Genomic DNA, 17333 nt, shown 5'->3' with positions numbered 1-17333 from the left:
CCTTGACCAAAAACACGAGGGGAGTGCCTGTCATGAAACGAGTCCGCAAAGCCGTTCTGCCGGTTGCCGGCCTGGGAACACGTGTCCTGCCAGCCACCAAGTCCATCCCCAAGGAAATGCTCCCCGTTTTCGACCGCCCGGCGATCCAGTATGTCGTCGATGAAGCCATCGCCGCGGGTATCGAGCATTTCGTCTTCGTGACCGGACGCAACAAGGGCGCGATCGAGGATTATTTCGACCGCGCCTATGAGCTCGAGGCAACCCTGCAGGACAAGGGCAAGACCGAAATCCTTGAAATCCTCAACCGCACGCGCGCCGCGCCGGGTTCGATGAGCTTCGTGCGCCAGCAGGCGCCGCTCGGCCTCGGTCACGCCATCTGGTGCGCCCGCGACATTATCGGCGACGAACCCTTCGCCATCCTCTTGCCGGACGTGCTGGTCCGCGCCGAGCCGAGCTGCCTGGCCCAGATGGTCGCCGCCTATGAAGACACCGGCGGCAATATCATCGCCGTCGAGCAGGTCGCGCCTGAGAATGTCGACAAATACGGCGTCATCGACCCGGTCGAGCGCCAGGGCAACCGGATCCGCATGCGCGGCATGGTGGAGAAGCCTGCGGTCGACAAGGCGCCGTCAAACCTGGCCATCACCGGCCGCTACATCCTGCAAGGCACGATCTTCAAATATCTCGAAGACCAGGCTGCCGGCGCCGGCGGCGAAATCCAGCTGACCGACGCGATGGCCCGCCTGATGCAGAACCAGGACTTCCATGCCGTCGAATATGAGGGCCAGTCCTATGATTGCGGCGACAAGCTGGGCTATCTGCGCGCCACCCTGTCCTACGCGCTGCATGACCCGGAACTCGGCGGCGCGGCGCGCCGGGTTGCCGAGACCGTTCTGAACACCGAGATCACCGGAAACTAGGCCTCGCGCTGACGCCACTCGCGATACCATTCGGCGAAGCGGCCGAGGCCTTCCTCGAGCCGCACGCCGGGCTTGTAGCCATAGACCCGCTCCAGCTTGCTGGCATCGGCATAGGTGCGGGTCACATCGCCGGCCTGCATCGGCAGCATGATTTTCTCGGCGGTCATGCCGAGCGCGTTTTCCAGTGTCGAGATCATGTCCATCAGCTTGACCGGTGAGGCCCCGCCAATATTGAACACATCGTGATGGCCGCGCGCCGGGCTGTCGTCGAGCACGCGCAGGAGCGGCGCGATAATGTCGTCGATATAGGTGAAGTCGCGCTCCATCTCGCCATTATTGAAGACCTTGATCGGCCGGCCTTCGAACATGGCGTCGGAGAAGAGCCAATAGGCCATGTCCGGCCGGCCCCAGGGCCCGTACACCGTGAAGAAGCGCAAGCCGGTGGCGGCGATCCCGTAGAGGCTGGCATAGGCCGAACTCATCAGTTCATCCGCCAGCTTGGTGGCGGCGTAAAGCGAGGCCGGCTGCATGGTCACATCATCTTCGCGGAAGGGAACGGCGGAGCGCTCGCCATAGACCGAGCTGGATGACGCATAGACCAGGTGTTTGAGATCATCGCCGAGATGGCGGGCGGCCTCCAGCACGGACAAATGCCCGTGCAGGTTTGAATTGGCATAGGCGAAGGGCTGGTCAATCGAATAGCGCACACCGGCCTGGGCGCCCAGGTGCAGGATCCTGTCCGGGCGGACCCGGTCGACGAGAGCCAGCACGGCCTCATTATCCGCCAGCTCCATTTTTTCGAAGGTAAAACCGGGCCGGTCTTTCAAATGATCCAGACGGGCCTGCTTCAAGGCGGGATCATAATAAGCGTTCAGATTGTCGATGCCGACAACCGTCTCGCCGCGATCGAGCAGCGCGTTGATCGCATGAAATCCCACAAAGCCTGCAGCACCTGTCACTAAAACCGTCATTCAATTTCCCCACGCCAATTCGCACGCCAATGCTGGCAGCAAATATCGTTAATTAGCATCAACTTCCAACAATTTGGCCAAGTATTTCCCGTAGTCCGAACTGGCGAAGCGTTGCGCCGAACGCTGCAGCTCGGCGCGGTCGATCCAGCCATTGAGATAGGCCGTTTCCTCAAGGCAGGCGATCTGCAGGCCCTGGCGGCGCTCCAGCGAACGGACATATTCCGACGCCTCGAGCAGGGCTTGTGGTGTGCCGGTATCGAGCCAGGCAATCCCCCGCCCGAGCTTTTCAACGCGCAGATCGCCGCGCTCCATATAGGCGCGATTCACATCGGTGATTTCCAGCTCGCCGCGCGCCGATGGCCGGATCGAGCGGGCGATTTCAATCACGTCATTATCGTAGACATAAAGGCCGGTGACGGCGAGATTCGAGCGGGGCTCCAGGGGCTTCTCGTCAATCGCGACCGGCGCACCATTCTCGTCGAGCACCACCACGCCATAGCGCCGCGGCTTGTTGACATGATAGGTGAAGATCGTGGCGCCGGTGGTGATGGCGGCCGCCTTGCGCACCAGCTCATCGAAGCCGTGGCCGTAAAACAGATTATCGCCGAGGATCAGGGTCACCGGCTCGTCACCGATGAAATCCTCGTCGAGCAGAAAGGCCTGCGCCAGGCCCTGCGGGCTGGGCTGCACGACATAGCTCAGGCGGATTCCGAACTGGGAGCCATCGCCCAGCAATTGCCGGAAACGCGGCTGATCATCCGGCGTCGTGATGATCAATATGTCCCGGATCCCGGCCAGCATGAGGACCGAAAGCGGGTAATAGATCATCGGCTTGTCATAAACGGGCAGTAATTGTTTGGACGTGCAAAGCGTCAACGGCCACAGCCGGGTTCCGCTGCCTCCTGCAAGCACAATTCCTTTCACGTTACACCCCAGTCAGTTACAGCTCTCGCCCCGGATGGGCTGCTACACGCATACAAGACCTCGGTCGGTCTGGAAACAGCGTGACGCCGGTTGCTGCCCGGCCAGACTTGAGTTGCCCGGCAAACCTGCGCATATCCCCTGTTGGTATGGAGCGCCGACATGCAGATTGAACACCTCGACATTCCCGGCGTGATTCAACTCATCCCGCCGCGCTATGGCGATCATCGCGGCTATTTCTCCGTCACCTATAATCGCAAAGATCTGGCGGCCCTCGGCATCGACGCCGACTTCGGGCAGGACAACCAGTCCTGGTCGGCCGCGGCCGGCACGGTGCGCGGCCTGCATTTCCAGCGTCCGCCAGCCGAACAGGCCAAGCTTGTTCGCGTCGTGCAGGGCCGCGTGCTCGACATCGTGGTTGATGCCCGCCGTGGATCGCCGGCCTTCGGCCAGCACATCAAATCGGAGCTGTCGGCGAGCAATGGGGCGCAGATTTTCGTGCCCCGCGGCTGCCTGCACGGCTTCGTCACGCTGGAAGCCGATACCATCGTCCAGTACAAGGTGGACAATGATTACGCCCCCGGCCTGGATGCGAGCCTGCGCTGGGACGATCCCGAGCTGGCAATCGATTGGGGAATTGAGCGCAGCGCCGCGACCCTGTCGGAAAAGGATGCGAACGGGATTGCCTGGGCTGATTTCGAGACGCCCTTCCGGCTCGGCGACTAGACGCGAAGGGGGACGGCGTGAAACTTCTCATCACGGGCGGCAGCGGCTTTATCGGCTCCACACTGGTGCTCACAGCGCTCGCCCGCGGCCATGAGGTGGTCAATCTCGACGCCCTGACCTATGCGGCCAATCCCAACAGTCTCAACGCGGTCCGGGACAATCCGGCCTACCGGTTTGAACATGCCGACATCCGCGACAGCGGCGCGCTGACGCGGATTTTCGCTGAACACCAGCCGGACGCGGTGATGCATCTCGCCGCGGAATCCCATGTCGACCGCTCGATCGACGGCCCGCAGGTTTTCGTCGACACCAATGTCGGCGGCACGGCCCGATTGCTGCAGGCCGCGACCGACTATTTCAAGGGTCTCGACGCCGGCCGCACCGCGCGCTTCCGCTTTCACCATGTCTCGACCGATGAAGTCTACGGCTCGCTCGGCGCGACGGGCCGGTTCACCGAAACGAGCCATTACCGTCCCAATTCGCCCTATGCCGCCAGCAAGGCCGCCGCCGACATGATGGTGCGCGCCTGGCACGCGACCTATGCCCTGCCGACCCTGATCTCGAATTGCTCCAATAATTACGGGCCGCGCCAATTCCCGGAAAAACTCATCCCGGTCGTGATCCTGTCGGCCCTCAAGGGCGCGCCGATCCCGGTCTATGGCCGTGGCGCAAATGTCCGTGACTGGCTGCATGTCGAGGACCATGCCGACGCCCTTCTGACGATCCTCGAGCGCGGCCGTATCGGTGAAGTCTACAATGTCGGCGGCGATGCCGAATGCAGCAATCTTGAACTCGTCCGGCTCTTGTGTGCGGAGCTGGACCGGCAACACCCCCGTTCCGGCGCGTCCAGTGACCAGATCACCTTCGTGACCGACCGTCCGGGCCATGATTTCAGATATGCCATCGACGCCGCCAAACTGCACGGCGAACTGGGCTGGTCGCCCCGCTTCACCCTGGCCGACGGCCTGGCCCAGACGGTCGGCTGGTATCTTGAACATGCCGACTGGTGCCAGCAATGCCTGGCCCGGACTGACGGCGAGAATCCACTCGGGCGGCTCGGCCTCGGTTCCCGCTGATGGCCGGTCAGATCATCATCATCGGCAGGCTCGGCCAGGTCGCCGACGCGACATCGGCGATCGCGGCCTCAACCGGGCACACCGTCCGGCACCTGGCGCGCCCCGAGATCGATCTGGCGCAACCCGGCCTGATCGCGCGCGCGCTCGACCCCGTCCTGCAGGCCGCGCCTCCCGGCAGCGTCCTGGTCAATGCCGCGGCCTATACCGATGTGAACGGGGCGGAATCCGAACCGGAGCTGGCGCAGGCGATCAATGCCGTGACGCCGGGCATTATCGCCGAGCGATGCGGGCAGGCGAATATCCCCCTCATCCACCTGTCCACCGATTATGTGTATGACGGGCGGAAGGGCACGCCCTATCTCGAGACCGACACCGTCGGTCCGCTCGGTGTCTATGGCCGCTCAAAACTCGCCGGCGACGAGGCCGTTCAGAGCAGCGGCGCACGGCATGTCATCATGAGAACCTCGGCCGTCTTCTCCGGCAGCGGCCAGAATTTCTTGCGCACCATGCTCAGACTGGGCAGCCGGCAGGACCAGGTCCGGGTCGTGCACGATCAGCGCACCTGCCCGACCGCGGCGGCCGATATCGCAGCCGCCATCATCGCCATTGCCGGCCAGTTGACCGATGACCAGTCCAAAACCGGGATCTTCAATTTCTGCGGCGACACGCCGAGAAGCTGGGCCGAGTTTGCCGCCGATATTTTCCACACCGCCACACGGTTTGGCGAAACACCGGTCAGGGTCGAACAAATCAGCTCGGCTCAATTTCCCAGCTCCGCCAGCAGACCGGCCTATTCCGTGCTCGATTGCGGCGCGATCTTCCGGACCTTCGGCATTTCCCAGCCCGATTACCTCAAGGCATTGAACCAGAATGTCGCCCACGCCCTCGCTGCGCCCGGGCCCGAGCCGCGCTGACACAACCAAAACTTGCCAAAATGGCCAAAATCGGCAAGACTGGGAGCCTGTTGTAAAGCGTGTGTGGGGTTTGGGGGTTATGGAGATCGCGTTCCGCCTGGTCACCTGGGGACTGCTCTGTCTGTTCGCCGGCTTCCTCACCTATGGTGCCGCAATGGCAAGCTACACACTCTTCCGTTTTTACCGGCAGGAATTCGCCAAGCTCAACCGGGCCCGGCATTCCAAAGCGCTGAGCTAGAGCCCGGATCCGTCGCAGAACGGCTACCCGCACGGGCAAACGCAAGGGTCCGGCAGGCCAACAGACGCTCAAGGGGTAATCTGCGGCAATGATACCGCAGGCTGGCGGCAGTCAAACAGACCATCAGGCCAACCGCCCGAAATCGGAGCCTATTTCAGGCCTGCACGCAGTAAATCATGCAGATGCAAAATCCCCTGCGGCCGATTTTCCTCATCAACAATAAAGAGTTGCATGATTTTCGCCGCCCCGGCCGTCATCTCACGCAAGGCATCGGCAGCCAACATGCCCGGCGACCCCGTTTTCGGACGGGCCGTCATGATCGATCCGGCAGTTTTTTCGATCAGGGCATCACCCATATGACGACGCAAATCGCCATCGGTTATGATCCCGGCGAGGCGGCCCGACTCGTCGAGAATTCCGGCGCAACCAAAGCTTTTCACGGTCATTTCAATCAGCACATCGCTCATCGGTGCACTCTGTGAAATCAGGGGCATAGCCTGTCCGGCATGCATGATATCCGCGGTCGTCGCCAGCGCTGCGCCCAGGGCTCCGCCCGGATGGAATGTCTTGAAGTCCGCCGCCGTGAACCCGCGCTGCTCCAGCAGGGCAATCGCCAGCGCATCACCCAGCGCCATCATCAATGTCGTCGAAGTCGTCGGTGCCCGGGTCTCCCCGCACGCTTCCGGCGCATCGGGAATAATCAACTTGTAATCCGCGGCCCGCGCCAGCGTACTCTCGACCTGGCTCGTCATGCCAATCAACGGAACAGAGAAGCGGCGGCAATAGGCAATCAGATCGCCCAGCTCGCGGGTCTCACCCGATTTCGACAGGGCCAGAACCGCATCATCCGGGGTGATCATGCCGAGATCGCCATGACTGGCCTCGGTCGGATGGACATAATAGGCGAGCGTACCGGTCGAGGCGAGGGTTGCCGCGATCTTGCGCGCGACATGTCCAGACTTGCCAACCCCCGAGCAGATCAGGCGCCCCTGGACCTTGCCCAGTCGCTCAATCGTGGCCGAAAATGCACTGTCCACCGACCGGATGAGCGCATCCAGGCCGTCTCGTTCAAGCGCTATGACGCGTCGTGCGGACGCGACGGGGTCGAAATCATTCATGCCAGCTTCCAGAATGTCCAAGGGATACTCCCTGCCTCCATAACAGAACCGCGCACGTCCCGGAAAGGGAGGTGCGCGGCTCGTCTGGCGGCAACAGGTCCGGAACTGCGCAGGGGGGGCGCGCAGGGCCGGAAATGTCTCGCCGTCGGACCGGGCAGGCAAGCGTCTGCCCGGAGGCGCGACTTCAACCCAGATCTCTGCTCAGTCGGGATAAATGGTAACATAACTCGCCTCAAAAGCGTATAAAAATCGACCTGCACGCGCTCGCGACAGCGACCGATCCTTGCCCGGAACACCCGGGCGGGCTATCGCTCTGCGATCAGGACGCGCAAGGAGATACTGCGATGCCGCAACTCGCCCTTATCCGCCACGGCCAGAGCGCGTGGAACCGGCAGAACCGGTTCACCGGATGGGTTGATGTCGACCTCACCGATGAGGGCGAAGCCCAGGCACGCCAGTCGGGCGCCCTCTTGGCAGCGGCCGGTTTCAAACCGGATCGCGCCTTCACCTCGGTCCTGACACGCGCGATTCGCACCATGAATTTCAGCCTGGAAGGGCTTGATCGCGTCTGGATCCCCGTCGAGAAGACCTGGCGGCTCAACGAGCGTCACTACGGGGCTCTCGCCGGCCTCGACAAGGATGAAACCCGCGCCAAGCACGGTGATGCGCAGGTCAAGATCTGGCGCCGTTCGTTTGATACCCCGCCACCGCCGCTCGCCGAGGACGACCCGCAACATCCTGCGAAGGATGAGCGCTATCGCAATGTCCCTGCGGCCCTGCTCCCCAATTCGGAATCACTCAAGATGACGCTTGAGCGCGTTGAGCCCGCCTGGGAAGGCATGATCGCGCCGCGCCTCGCAGCCGGGGAAAATGTGATCATCGCTGCGCATGGCAACAGCCTGCGCGCCCTCATCAAATTCCTGTTTGAGGTCAGTGACCAGGACATCATCGACATCGAAGTACCGACCGGTAATCCGCTGCTGATCGACCTCTCCGACGACGAACTCAAACCGGTCTCGGCTCGCTATCTCGACCCCGAGCGCGCCAGGACCCTGCCGCCCCTGCCCTGAGCATGTTTACGTCTGCGGACTACCGCTTCATGGATGCCGCCCTGGCGCTCGCCCAGGCACAGCTCGGGCGCACCGCACCCAATCCCGCCGTCGGCTGCGTCATCGTCCGGGACGGGATGATTACGGGATGGGGTGCGACCGCCGATGGCGGCAGACCTCATGCCGAACGCCAGGCGCTCGATCGCGCCGGCCCGCACGCCCGTGCAGGTCGCGCCTACGTCACCCTGGAACCCTGCGCCTTTCACGGACAAACTCCGCCATGCGCGACGGCGCTGATTGAGTCCGGGGTGGAAACAGTCCTGATCGCCTGCCTCGACGAGCACCCGAAAGTCGCCGGCCGCGGTGTCGCCCTGTTGCGCGATGCCGGCATCGCCGTCGAGACGGGTTTGCGCAATCCTGAGGCGGCCCAGCTCTATGCCGGTTTCTTCCACCGCCTGCGCACCGGCCAGCCTCTGGTCTATCTCGACGCCAATTCCGCCCGCTATGATGCGGTGCTGACGGACGCCGCGATGCACGCGCCCACTACTGAACTCGATCGCCTCGGTAAGGCTGGAATGAATCGGGTCTGCGTCGCACCGGGCAGCGCGCTCGCTACCCGCCTCGTCGAGGCCGGAATGGCGACAACGCCCGTGACACAGGCTCATACGGCCCGTTAATACTCCTTCACTAGGCTGGTTGCTCAGTTTCCCTACCAACAGGGTTGAACCCATGGCCCGGCAAAAAATCGAGCATACCAGACTCGACCAGACGCAGGTCGACCAGATCTGCGACCGGCACGAGCGGCTCTGGTCGGGCCGGTCCGGCGGCGCGCGCGCCAATTTTGCCTATACAATCCTGGAAGACCTCAATCTTTCCAATCGCGAATTGTCCGATGCGGACTTCAGCGGCGCGGTACTGCGCGGGGCCAATCTGTCCGGTGCGACCCTCAACAGCGCAATCTTTTTCGCCGCCGATTTGCGCCGCGCATCACTCGAGGGCGCCTGTCTGCGACGGGCGGACCTGCGCGGCGCCATCCTGCGCGGTGCCAATCTGACCGGCGCCGACATGAGCGAGGCCGATTTGAGAGAAGGCGCAATCGCCCAGGTCGACAAGGAAAAGGGCCTCGCCATGCTCACGCATACGGCCCAGCAGAGCGATGCCGGCAAGGCCAATTTCACCGGAGCCAATCTGTCAGGCTCGAAAATGGCTGGAATGACGGCCCAGACAGCCGATTTCACGGATGCCGTTCTTCTGGGCGCCCGGATGATCCGCGCCAATCTGCGCGGCTCGTCCTTTCATGGCGCCAATCTGGAAGGTGCGGACCTGTCCGGGGCCGATCTGACGGGTGTCGACTTCACCGATAGCGTGATGGTCGGCGTCAAGACCACAATGGCGAAGACCGAAGGCATGAAAACCGAAGGTGCGCTGACGAATGCGGCTGTGGGCATTGATCCGAGCACGCTGGACAACCCCGTTGCCGACCAGATCTCCGCGCATGTGACCTGGTGCGAGACTGATGGACGTGAGGGCAAGCCCTCGCTGTTCGACGGCATGGATCTGCGCGGTCTTCACTCGCTGGCGGGCAAGACACTGACAGCTTTCCATGCCCGCGGAGCGACGCTCTACGGACTCGATCTGGAAGGCGCGCAATTGCAGGGTGCCCGGCTTGAACGCGCCGACCTGCGGATGGTTTGCCTGCGAGGTGCCGATCTGCGGGGCGCCGATCTCACCGGTGCCAATCTGTGCAATGCCGACCTGCGCGACTGTCAGTTTGGCCCGCTCGTACTGGAAGGCGACCGGATGCTGCCTGCATCGCTGGCCGGCAGCAAGGCACGCTATGCCGATCTTCGCGGCGTCGATCTGCGGCAGGCCAAGGCGACCGGTGCCGACTTCTCCTATTCGCGGCTGGACGGCGCAAATGTCCGCAAGGCCCGCTTCAGCGGCTCGTGTTTCACCGGTGCCACCCTTGATCGCGACTTCCTCGACAATGTCGAAGCGATCGACGGCGCGGTCGATGTTCACGCCGCCTGACGACCGGACTTATCCCGAAAAAAGGGGCGGTGAACCCGGGTTCACCGCCCCATTTCGGAGGGGTAGAATCGTGTGATGCGATGCGGTTATCAGGCCGCCTTGGTCTTGCGGGTTTCGATCAACCGCGCCTTTGACTTGCCGGAAATATCCGAGATCGCAATCTTGCGCGGCTTGGCCGCTTCGGGGATCTCGCGGACCAGATGCACCGTCAGCAGACCATTGAGCAATTCCGCATCGGCCACCTTGACGTGATCAGCCAGATGGAAACGGCGCTCAAATGCGCGCTCGGCGATGCCGCGATGCAGGAAGCGGCGCGATCCGGCGTCATCCTTCTCGACGATCTTGCCGGCGATGGTCAGGATATTCTCCTGGACCTCGACCGTCAGATCGGCTTCGCCAAATCCAGCGACGGCGAGCTCGATCAGATACTCATTCTCGTCCACATGCTGGATATTGAATGGGGGATAGCCCTGGGACTCGATCTTGGTGGCAGAGTCCATCATGTCCGCCAGACGGTCGAAACCGACGATGGAGCGGTAAAGGGGGGTAAAATCAACAGTTCTCATCTCAACTTATCCTCTTATTGAGCGACAAGGCCGACTGGCAAACCGCTTGCCAGCGTTGAGCCAACCCTGATTGCGCCGACTGGCCGCAACCGGGTCGCGAACCCCGTAAAGGCGGCTCGCAACTACCAGATGGGAACTGAATATCGCCGCCGCAAGCCCTGTCGGAAGTGCGAACGATTGCCATGCCAGCGCAGCTTCTCTAGGACTGTCCCGGTCGCAACGCCGGAGTAGAATGATGAATCAGAATTTCCCGCTGGGGGCCATCGCGGCCTCGTTCCTGCTTGTCACAGCCTGCAGCGAGCCCACGGCCCCGACCGCAGAGACTGAAATGCCCGCCACTGAAGCGGCCGAAGAGGCTGCGGTGGTGCCCATGGATCCGGCAGCTGATCTGACCAATCTGGCCAATGTTCTGGCAGGCGAGTGGCGCGAGTCGGATGCCGAACGCGATGCCTATCGTCACCCGGCCGAAACCCTTGAATTCTTCGGTATTGATCCAAGCGGCACCGTCATCGAAGTCTGGCCCGGCAGCGGCTGGTATGCCGATATTCTGGCCCCCTGGATCGCGGCGAATGGCGGTCAGTATATCGCGGCCCATTTCCCGCTGAGTTCAGAGAGCACCGCGCGGCGCAATTCCCGCGCCGGCTTTGAAGCACATGTCAGCGATCACGATATCTTCGGCAATGTCCGGATCATCGATTTCGGCCAGGGCAGTGGTGCCCTCGTTGAGCCTGGCACGGCCGATGCCGTGCTCACATTCCGCAATGTCCACAACTGGATGATGTTCGGCTATGCCGAACGGGCCTTTGGCGACTTCCATGCGGCATTGCGCCCGGGCGGATTGCTCGGCGTTGTCGATCACCGTCTGCCCTCGACCCGCGAGCAAGACCCCCAGGCGCGCTCCGGCTATGTCCAGCAGGCCTATGTCATCGCAATGGCCGAGGAAGCCGGGTTTGAACTGGTTGCGACCTCCGAAATCAACGCCAATCCAGCCGACACCGCCGATCACCCCTTCGGTGTATGGACGCTGCCGCCGGTCGGCCGTTCCGCCGGCAGCGGCGAGGAGATGGCGCCGGACTTCGACCGGGCCCATTATGATGCGATCGGCGAAAGCGACCGCATGACGCTGTTGTTCAGAAAGCCCGAAACCGCACCGGAAGCATCAGCTGAATGAAGCCATGGATTGCAATAGCTGCTGCGTTTGTGACGGCCGCCGCGCTGGTTTCCAGCGCGGCCGGTCAGGCTGACGCGCGGCAGGTCGGGCCACTGGTCCGCCTGTTTCCGCACTGGCAGGACTATCTTGACCTGCCAGCGGATGAGCGCAGCCATTTCACCCTGGCCTATGTCATCGCATCCACGCGCGGTGTGCCGGCCGAGGACATCAATATCTGGTATGAAAGCGGCGGGAATGAAACCGGCCTCGCGCTCGATTCCACGGGGCAGGTGCTCAATCCACCGGATTTGGACACGCTCGCCTCTGACCCCGTCGCCTGGATTAATCAGCCACAAGGCGGCATGTCGGTCAGCCTGTCATTCCAGGCGAACCTCGAAATGGAGAGCGAGATTGCCCGCCTCGACACCCTGCTCGCCCTGGAGCAGGCCAATCGGGCCATGCGCAGCGTTGGCGGGGTTGCCTCGCTGTTTGCACCATCCTTCAAGACTTTGATCTTCGTCTTCGAGGGCCCGGCACCGGATGCCTGGGCCGTTACCGCCGACGGTCGGCGCACGCCGCTGATCGTGCAGGAGAGCCAGGCGATCTATCGACCCAATGACCGGGATTTGCGCGAGGTCGACCACCTCGTGTTTGGACGGCCGCCGGCGCGAATTCTGATTGAGTCCTAGACGGCCGCTGATCGCAGCGAGTTGAGCGCCTCGGCATGCAGGGCCGGATGAGCCGCCGCCAGAACCTGTCCGCCGCCGCTGCAATCCCCGCCACGCCAATTGGTGATCACACCACCAGCGCCCTGCACCACCGGGATCAGTGCCTGAACGTCATAGGGCTGGAGCCCACTCTCAACGACCAGGTCCAGACCGCCCATCGCCAGCATCGCATAGGCATAGGCGTCGTAACCGTATCGGCAGAGACGGACCGCCTGCCGCAAACCGTCAAACGCACGCGATTCCTCACCCTGGAACAGATAGGCATCCGTCGTTGCCAGGATGGCATCTGCCAGAACACCGGTCTTGCGGGTGGCCATCGGCCGCGTTTCGGCGCCCCTCGAACAGGTCGCACCGCCGTGCCAGCCCACGAAACGTTCGCCGATATGGGGCTGATCAATCATGCCGATGCGCGGCAGGCCGTTTTGCGACAAGGCGATCAGAACCGTCCAGGTCGGCAGGCCGGCGATAAAGGCCCGTGTGCCGTCAATCGGGTCCAGCACCCATTTCCGGCCGTTCAGCGAGGGCTGATCGGGAAACTCCTCGCCGAGAATACCGTCTTCAGGGGCAAGGTCTGCGAGCACGGCCCGCATCGCGGTTTCCGAAGCGCGGTCAGCGGCCGTGACAGGATCGAATCCACCTGCAAGCTTATTGTCGACCTGAATCGTCTGCCGGAAGTAGGGCGCAATGGCTTGACGCGCCGCATCCGCCATTCGATTGGCAATTTCAATATCCGCCTGGGACCGGGAATAGGACATGCGGTTGCGCCTATCATGACGGCGTCAACCGCACCAGCCGGTAAGCAAGGCGCTACCGCTTTCAGGCAGCGGCATCATTTGCGGCTTCCTCGGGCTCCAGGGATTTGGCCAGCTCGAGCAAGCGTTTGCGTGGTCGCTCACCGAGCCGGTAATAGGCCCGGATCAGGTCGACCGTTTCCTTTTGCGAGAGTACATCGGCAGCGAGATGCCCCTCCCCGTCGACCTCGTCACGATGCGACAAGCCCTCGTAGAAATACTGCACGGGCACATCGAGCGATTCGGCCAGCTCGAACAGGCGGCTGGCGCTGACGCGGTTGGCGCCGCATTCATATTTCTGGATCTGCTGGAAACGGATCCCGACGGATTCAGCCAATTGTTGCTGGGTCAGTCCCAGAAGCCGGCGCCGGCGGCGCAGACGCTTACCTACGTGAAGGTCGATATCATTTGTCATAATCGTGTGCCGCCCATTCTTCGCCTGTTGAAGTGCGCCGCTGTGGGACGCTCACCTGAGACGAGAGCAAAGCGCGTGCCGCGCGAAGCCGGGCTATCATGCTCGCCTTATATGGGCATGATTATGACGGTGTGAATCCGCTCCAGCTACGGGCCGCGAACTCCTCGATAAACTGTTGTAAATTCTCGCGAAAAATATCGAACTTCGCGTTAGGCACAACCCTGGTTTCATGCAGATACAAGCCGCGATTGATCTCGATCTGAATGACATGAATGCCCGTAGCAGGCTTGCCGTAATACTCGGTGGTGTGCCCGCCGGCATAGGGAGTGTTCCGAACTGTGACGAATCCCCGGGCCCGCAAGCCCGCTTCAACTGCAGCTGTAATCCGGGGGTCGCAGGACTGCCCATGGCGGTCACCGAGGACGAAATCCACGCCCGGCGCACTGTGCTCGGGCATGGAATGCATATCCATCACAATCGCAAAACCGAACCGGTCCCGCACCTCCGCAATCAATCCGGCCAACCCATCATGATAGGGTTCGTAGAATCGTGACAGCCGGTCCTGTGCATCCTTGAAGTGCAGCCGGCGCCGGTAGAGCTGCTGCCCCTGGGACCCGACCCTTGGGATCACGCCCAGACCGGAGGCGACCCGCCGCGAAGGCGGATCAGCGCACACATCCATACGATCACGATACATCGCTGGATCAAGCTCGCCGCGCGCGCGGTTCACATCAACGAAGACGCGCGGAAAATGGGCGCAGACAAGGCTCGCGCCATAGGCGGCCGCGCCCTCGATCAGGACATCGACATAAGCATCTTCGGAGCGGCGAAGCTGCTCGACAGGGACAGGGGTCTGGTCGCATAATTCGCGCGCATAATCGCGCCCGGAATGGGGCGAAGAGAGGATGAGCGGTTGAGCGATCAACGGATCCGGCCGCACCAGGCTGACGGCCCGGCCCCGGTCTTGTTCATGTGGCGCGCCTGGCGGATCGGACATGATCTGGGGAGTGACTGTCATGCGTGTCAGAGTGATCGGCTGCACATCGCAGGTCAAGCGGCAGCGCGTTCAGCGGGCTTTTACCTTAGCCGTGTATGGTGACATCAACTATCGGTTTTCCTGAGGGTGGGACCCAATTATGTGCAAGATTTTGTTGGCTGAAGATGATGATTCCATGCGCGACTTCCTGGCCAAGGCGCTGAAACGCGCCGGCCATGACGTGACGGTCTGTTCCGACGGCGAGGAAGGCCTGGATGCAATCGGCGAGAAGGCGGCGCAATTCGACCTCCTGCTGACGGATATCGTGATGCCGGGCGTTGACGGTATCGAACTGGCCCGGCGGGCCGCGGAAGTCGATCCGGCCCTGAAGATCATGTTTATTACCGGCTTCGCCGCCGTGGCGCTCAATCCCGGCTCGGGCGCTCCGACCAATGCGAAAGTCCTGTCCAAGCCCTTCCATCTGCGGGAACTGGTCGATGAAGTGGCCCGGGTCATGGCCGCCTAGCGCCACCAGCAGAACTTGCCGCGATCAAACAGGCGTCGCCCCTCCGGGGCGGCGCCTTTTGTCTGTCCGGAATAGAAAAAGGGCCCACCGACGGATCAGTGGGCCCCTTCGCTCAGATCTGGAAGCTTGTCTTACAAGCCGCCGGGACCGCAATCCTCAGCGAGGTAGCGTTCGATCGCCGGAAGCGTTTCCGTCTGATGACGTGGATACCACGGCATGCTGTGCGGCATGTCATCGACAACGATCAGTTCCGCAGGAACCCGCCCACGAACCGCGTTGTAGAAATCGACCGAATGGAACAGCGGAACCCGAACATCACGATCGCCGTGGAACAGCAGGATCGGGATATTGGCACGCTCGGTGTTCTGCATCGGATCCATACCGGTAACGGTCCAGCCCTGAACCGCGCGTTGAACGCGGTTTTCGCTCCAGTTATTACCGATCCGGGCCAGATTGCTGACGCCAGCGCCGGCAATGGCGCACTGGTAAGGACTGTTTTCACGCACCACGGCTGCGATGGCGGCAAAGCCGCCATAGGAATAGCCAAAGATCGCGATCCGGTCCGGGTCGGCGATGCCTTCGGAAACCAGCCAGGCAGCGCCGTCATCCTTGTCGTCCTGCATGGACAGGCCCCACTGGGCATCACCGGCACGCCAATGATCAAGGCCCCAGCCAGACGAGCCGCGATACTGCGGCCGCAAGACGGCGTAGCCGCGTGAGGTCAGGAATGGCACCCAGCCGCTCCCGTCCCAGCCGACGCCATCGCGTGCCCATGGTCCACCATGCGGGTGAATAATGGTTGGCAATGGACCGTCAGACGGTTCCCAGCCTGCGGGCAGAGAGAGAATGCCCGGGATCTCGCGACCGTCGCGCGCTGTATAATGAACAAGCGTCGATTCACGCAGGTCCGCCGGGTCAATCCAGGGGCGTGAATTACCCAGCAGGGTGATCCGGCCCTCACGGAAGACATAATAGGTGGTCGGCATCGCGCCGCTGCCAACGCCGAACAGAACGGTGCCCATACCATCAGTATAATCGATGATGGAAACGCCGGCCGTCGGGAAGAGGCCTTCGAGCGTCGTCTGGGTCGCCGACATGGTCGGGTCGATCCAGTAGACGTCATTGCCACCAGGGCCGCTATAGCGGAAGCCCAGGACTTCGTTGAAATTGCTTGGCTTGGTGCCGAGGATGAGACCCGTCACACCGTAACTCGGGTGTGCCAGGATCGGGCCGTCTGAATAGCGACGGCTGACCGGGTCATAGGCATAAATCTGTGTCAGGTCGGAGAACTGGTCCGTGATCACATAATACTGACCGGTCGCTTCATCACGGCCCGCCACCGAAACGGTGTGGCGCTGGCGCAGGCGGTAGGTCAGCGGATCATGGATCTCGAACTCGCCGGTCGATTCATTGCGAATGAAAGTCCGGGCCTCGAAATCACCACCGTCGATCGACTCAAGACTGCTGCGGACGAGAATATCGCCGGTGCGCGGATCGATCAGAGAGACGTCGGTCCGGCCATTGGCGCGATACATCATCTCGGTTTGATCTGTGCGCAGGTTATAGCGATAGAAGCTGGCCGCCAGGGTGGAGACGTTCAGACGCTGGATCACGATATTGTCAGGGTCCAGCGGCAGAAAGGCTGCGACCGAAGCTGTGCCGGCAAGCTCGAAACACCGTTCGGTGTCGCGGCTGACGCCGATCGCACGACGGTTGCCCGTAAAGGCCGGCTCGAAGCTCGATTGCTCGCTGTCGGTCAGGTAGACCTGCGTTACGAAGGTTGCCGTCGCGCCGGTTCTGCGGCCCTCGCCACACCCACCAAGCTGGCCGGTCCATTCCTGGCGACCAAAGGCCAGCACACGGCCCGCTTTCAGCGCCGTGGCGCCGATGAATTTCATATTGTCACCACTTGGGGTCACGATCGGCGGTGCCGACATATCCGTGAGATCCCAGGTTGCGAGCGCGGTCGCCTGATTATCCGATCCCGGAGCCGCGACGAGGGCGACAACGAAATCGCCTTCGGTGCTCATGCTGACGGACTGGATGTTTGAGACGCGGGCAAAAGCCTCCGCGGGGATCGGGTTGACGCGCATCTCGGCACTGGCGGCCGATGCGAGCCCCATTGATATCGCGAGCGAGAATAGTGTTCGCTTCAACATGACTGAGCTTCTCCTCTGGTCGCGCTGTCCAATCAGCGCGGTGTGGTCTGTGGCCGGA

19 protein-coding genes are annotated in these 17333 nt (G+C 62.3%); 11 read left to right on the top strand and 8 right to left on the bottom strand.

The features are described 5' to 3' along the window. The first annotated feature begins 32 nt into the window (after nucleotides 1-32). Nucleotides 33-920, top strand: coding sequence for a UTP--glucose-1-phosphate uridylyltransferase GalU (gene galU / locus BLT42_RS06180; RefSeq protein WP_091768456.1), 888 nt, complete (start codon nucleotides 33-35; stop codon nucleotides 918-920). Here galU and BLT42_RS06175 read toward each other — a convergent pair. After that, entirely contained in the window at nucleotides 917-1891 is a 975-nt protein-coding gene (locus BLT42_RS06175; protein ID WP_091768453.1) for an NAD-dependent epimerase/dehydratase family protein, read from the bottom strand. The two genes, galU and BLT42_RS06175, sit on opposite strands and share 4 nt — an antisense overlap. Nucleotides 1892-1939: 48 nt before the next feature. Next, a complete protein-coding gene (rfbA, locus tag BLT42_RS06170) occupies nucleotides 1940-2815 on the bottom strand; it encodes a glucose-1-phosphate thymidylyltransferase RfbA (RefSeq protein ID WP_091768450.1) in 876 nt (291 codons plus the stop codon). Nucleotides 2816-2974: 159 nt separating this feature from the next. On the opposite strand from rfbA, the gene rfbC reads away from it, so the two are divergent. The 4 genes from rfbC (at nucleotide 2975) to BLT42_RS15120 (ending at nucleotide 5766) form a co-directional block, all read left to right on the top strand. Next, entirely contained in the window at nucleotides 2975-3538 is a 564-nt protein-coding gene (gene rfbC, locus BLT42_RS06165; protein WP_091768447.1) for a dTDP-4-dehydrorhamnose 3,5-epimerase, read from the top strand. A 17-nt stretch (nucleotides 3539-3555) separates the two neighbouring features. Then, entirely contained in the window at nucleotides 3556-4614 is a 1059-nt protein-coding gene (gene rfbB / locus BLT42_RS06160; protein WP_091768444.1) for a dTDP-glucose 4,6-dehydratase, read from the top strand. Further along, complete coding sequence (rfbD, locus tag BLT42_RS06155; protein ID WP_091768441.1) at nucleotides 4614-5528, top strand: dTDP-4-dehydrorhamnose reductase; 915 nt, start codon at nucleotides 4614-4616, stop codon at nucleotides 5526-5528. Before rfbB ends, rfbD begins: the two co-directional genes overlap by 1 nt. A 79-nt stretch (nucleotides 5529-5607) precedes the next feature. Further along, nucleotides 5608-5766 (top strand): hypothetical protein, encoded by a 159-nt coding sequence (locus BLT42_RS15120; protein ID WP_176780276.1) that lies wholly within the window; start codon nucleotides 5608-5610, stop codon nucleotides 5764-5766. 149 nt (nucleotides 5767-5915) lie between these two features. On the opposite strand, the gene BLT42_RS06150 is transcribed toward BLT42_RS15120, so the two are convergent. Continuing rightward, complete coding sequence (locus BLT42_RS06150) at nucleotides 5916-6884, bottom strand: KpsF/GutQ family sugar-phosphate isomerase (protein WP_091768438.1); 969 nt, start codon at nucleotides 6882-6884, stop codon at nucleotides 5916-5918. A 344-nt stretch (nucleotides 6885-7228) separates the two neighbouring features. On the opposite strand from BLT42_RS06150, the gene gpmA reads away from it, so the two are divergent. From gpmA to BLT42_RS06135, 3 genes are read left to right on the top strand one after another with little or no spacing between them, the layout of a single operon-like run. Continuing rightward, entirely contained in the window at nucleotides 7229-7954 is a 726-nt protein-coding gene (gene gpmA, locus BLT42_RS06145; RefSeq protein WP_091768435.1) for a 2,3-diphosphoglycerate-dependent phosphoglycerate mutase, read from the top strand. Nucleotides 7955-7956: 2 nt separating this feature from the next. Further along, complete coding sequence (gene ribD / locus BLT42_RS06140) at nucleotides 7957-8610, top strand: bifunctional diaminohydroxyphosphoribosylaminopyrimidine deaminase/5-amino-6-(5-phosphoribosylamino)uracil reductase RibD (protein WP_233342353.1); 654 nt, start codon at nucleotides 7957-7959, stop codon at nucleotides 8608-8610. Between the two features lie 52 nt (nucleotides 8611-8662). Then, on the top strand, nucleotides 8663-9964 hold the full coding sequence (locus BLT42_RS06135; RefSeq protein WP_091768429.1) for a pentapeptide repeat-containing protein: 1302 nt from the start codon (nucleotides 8663-8665) through the stop codon (nucleotides 9962-9964). 89 nt (nucleotides 9965-10053) lie between these two features. Here BLT42_RS06135 and BLT42_RS06130 read toward each other — a convergent pair whose 3' ends face one another. Further along, complete coding sequence (locus tag BLT42_RS06130) at nucleotides 10054-10530, bottom strand: Hsp20 family protein (RefSeq protein WP_091768426.1); 477 nt, start codon at nucleotides 10528-10530, stop codon at nucleotides 10054-10056. A 232-nt stretch (nucleotides 10531-10762) separates the two neighbouring features. Between BLT42_RS06130 and BLT42_RS06125 the strand changes: the two genes are divergently transcribed. Both BLT42_RS06125 and BLT42_RS06120 read left to right on the top strand, forming a co-directional pair. Continuing rightward, nucleotides 10763-11701 (top strand): class I SAM-dependent methyltransferase, encoded by a 939-nt coding sequence (locus BLT42_RS06125; RefSeq protein WP_233342352.1) that lies wholly within the window; start codon nucleotides 10763-10765, stop codon nucleotides 11699-11701. Further along, a complete protein-coding gene (locus BLT42_RS06120; protein WP_143024065.1) occupies nucleotides 11698-12369 on the top strand; it encodes a hypothetical protein in 672 nt (223 codons plus the stop codon). Before BLT42_RS06125 ends, BLT42_RS06120 begins: the two co-directional genes overlap by 4 nt. On the opposite strand, the gene hisN is transcribed toward BLT42_RS06120, so the two are convergent. The 3 genes from hisN to BLT42_RS06105 all read right to left on the bottom strand — a co-directional run bounded on the left by hisN (nucleotide 12366) and on the right by BLT42_RS06105 (nucleotide 14611). Further along, on the bottom strand, nucleotides 12366-13163 hold the full coding sequence (gene hisN, locus BLT42_RS06115) for a histidinol-phosphatase (RefSeq protein WP_091768417.1): 798 nt from the start codon (nucleotides 13161-13163) through the stop codon (nucleotides 12366-12368). The two genes, BLT42_RS06120 and hisN, sit on opposite strands and share 4 nt — an antisense overlap. A 61-nt stretch (nucleotides 13164-13224) precedes the next feature. Continuing rightward, entirely contained in the window at nucleotides 13225-13614 is a 390-nt protein-coding gene (locus BLT42_RS06110) for a helix-turn-helix domain-containing protein (RefSeq protein WP_091768414.1), read from the bottom strand. 121 nt (nucleotides 13615-13735) lie between these two features. Then, nucleotides 13736-14611, bottom strand: coding sequence for an N-formylglutamate amidohydrolase (locus BLT42_RS06105; RefSeq protein WP_233342351.1), 876 nt, complete (start codon nucleotides 14609-14611; stop codon nucleotides 13736-13738). A gap of 139 nt (nucleotides 14612-14750) precedes the next feature. On the opposite strand from BLT42_RS06105, the gene cpdR reads away from it, so the two are divergent. Next, nucleotides 14751-15116, top strand: a complete 366-nt coding sequence (cpdR, locus tag BLT42_RS06100) for a cell cycle two-component system response regulator CpdR (protein ID WP_143024064.1) — start codon at nucleotides 14751-14753, stop codon at nucleotides 15114-15116. 131 nt (nucleotides 15117-15247) lie between these two features. Here the strand turns inward: cpdR and BLT42_RS06095 are convergent, their stop codons facing one another. Next, nucleotides 15248-17275 carry an alpha/beta hydrolase family protein gene (locus BLT42_RS06095; RefSeq protein WP_233342350.1) on the bottom strand — a complete coding sequence of 676 codons (2028 nt, stop codon included), beginning with the start codon at nucleotides 17273-17275 and terminating at the stop codon, nucleotides 15248-15250. Between the last annotated feature and the right edge of the window lie 58 nt (nucleotides 17276-17333).

The organism is Maricaulis salignorans (assembly GCF_900103475.1).
In the GTDB taxonomy this organism is placed as follows: Bacteria; Pseudomonadota; Alphaproteobacteria; order Caulobacterales; family Maricaulaceae; genus Maricaulis; species Maricaulis salignorans.
Note: the sequence above shows the minus strand (reverse complement) of the source record. Positions and strands in the feature narration are given on the sequence as shown.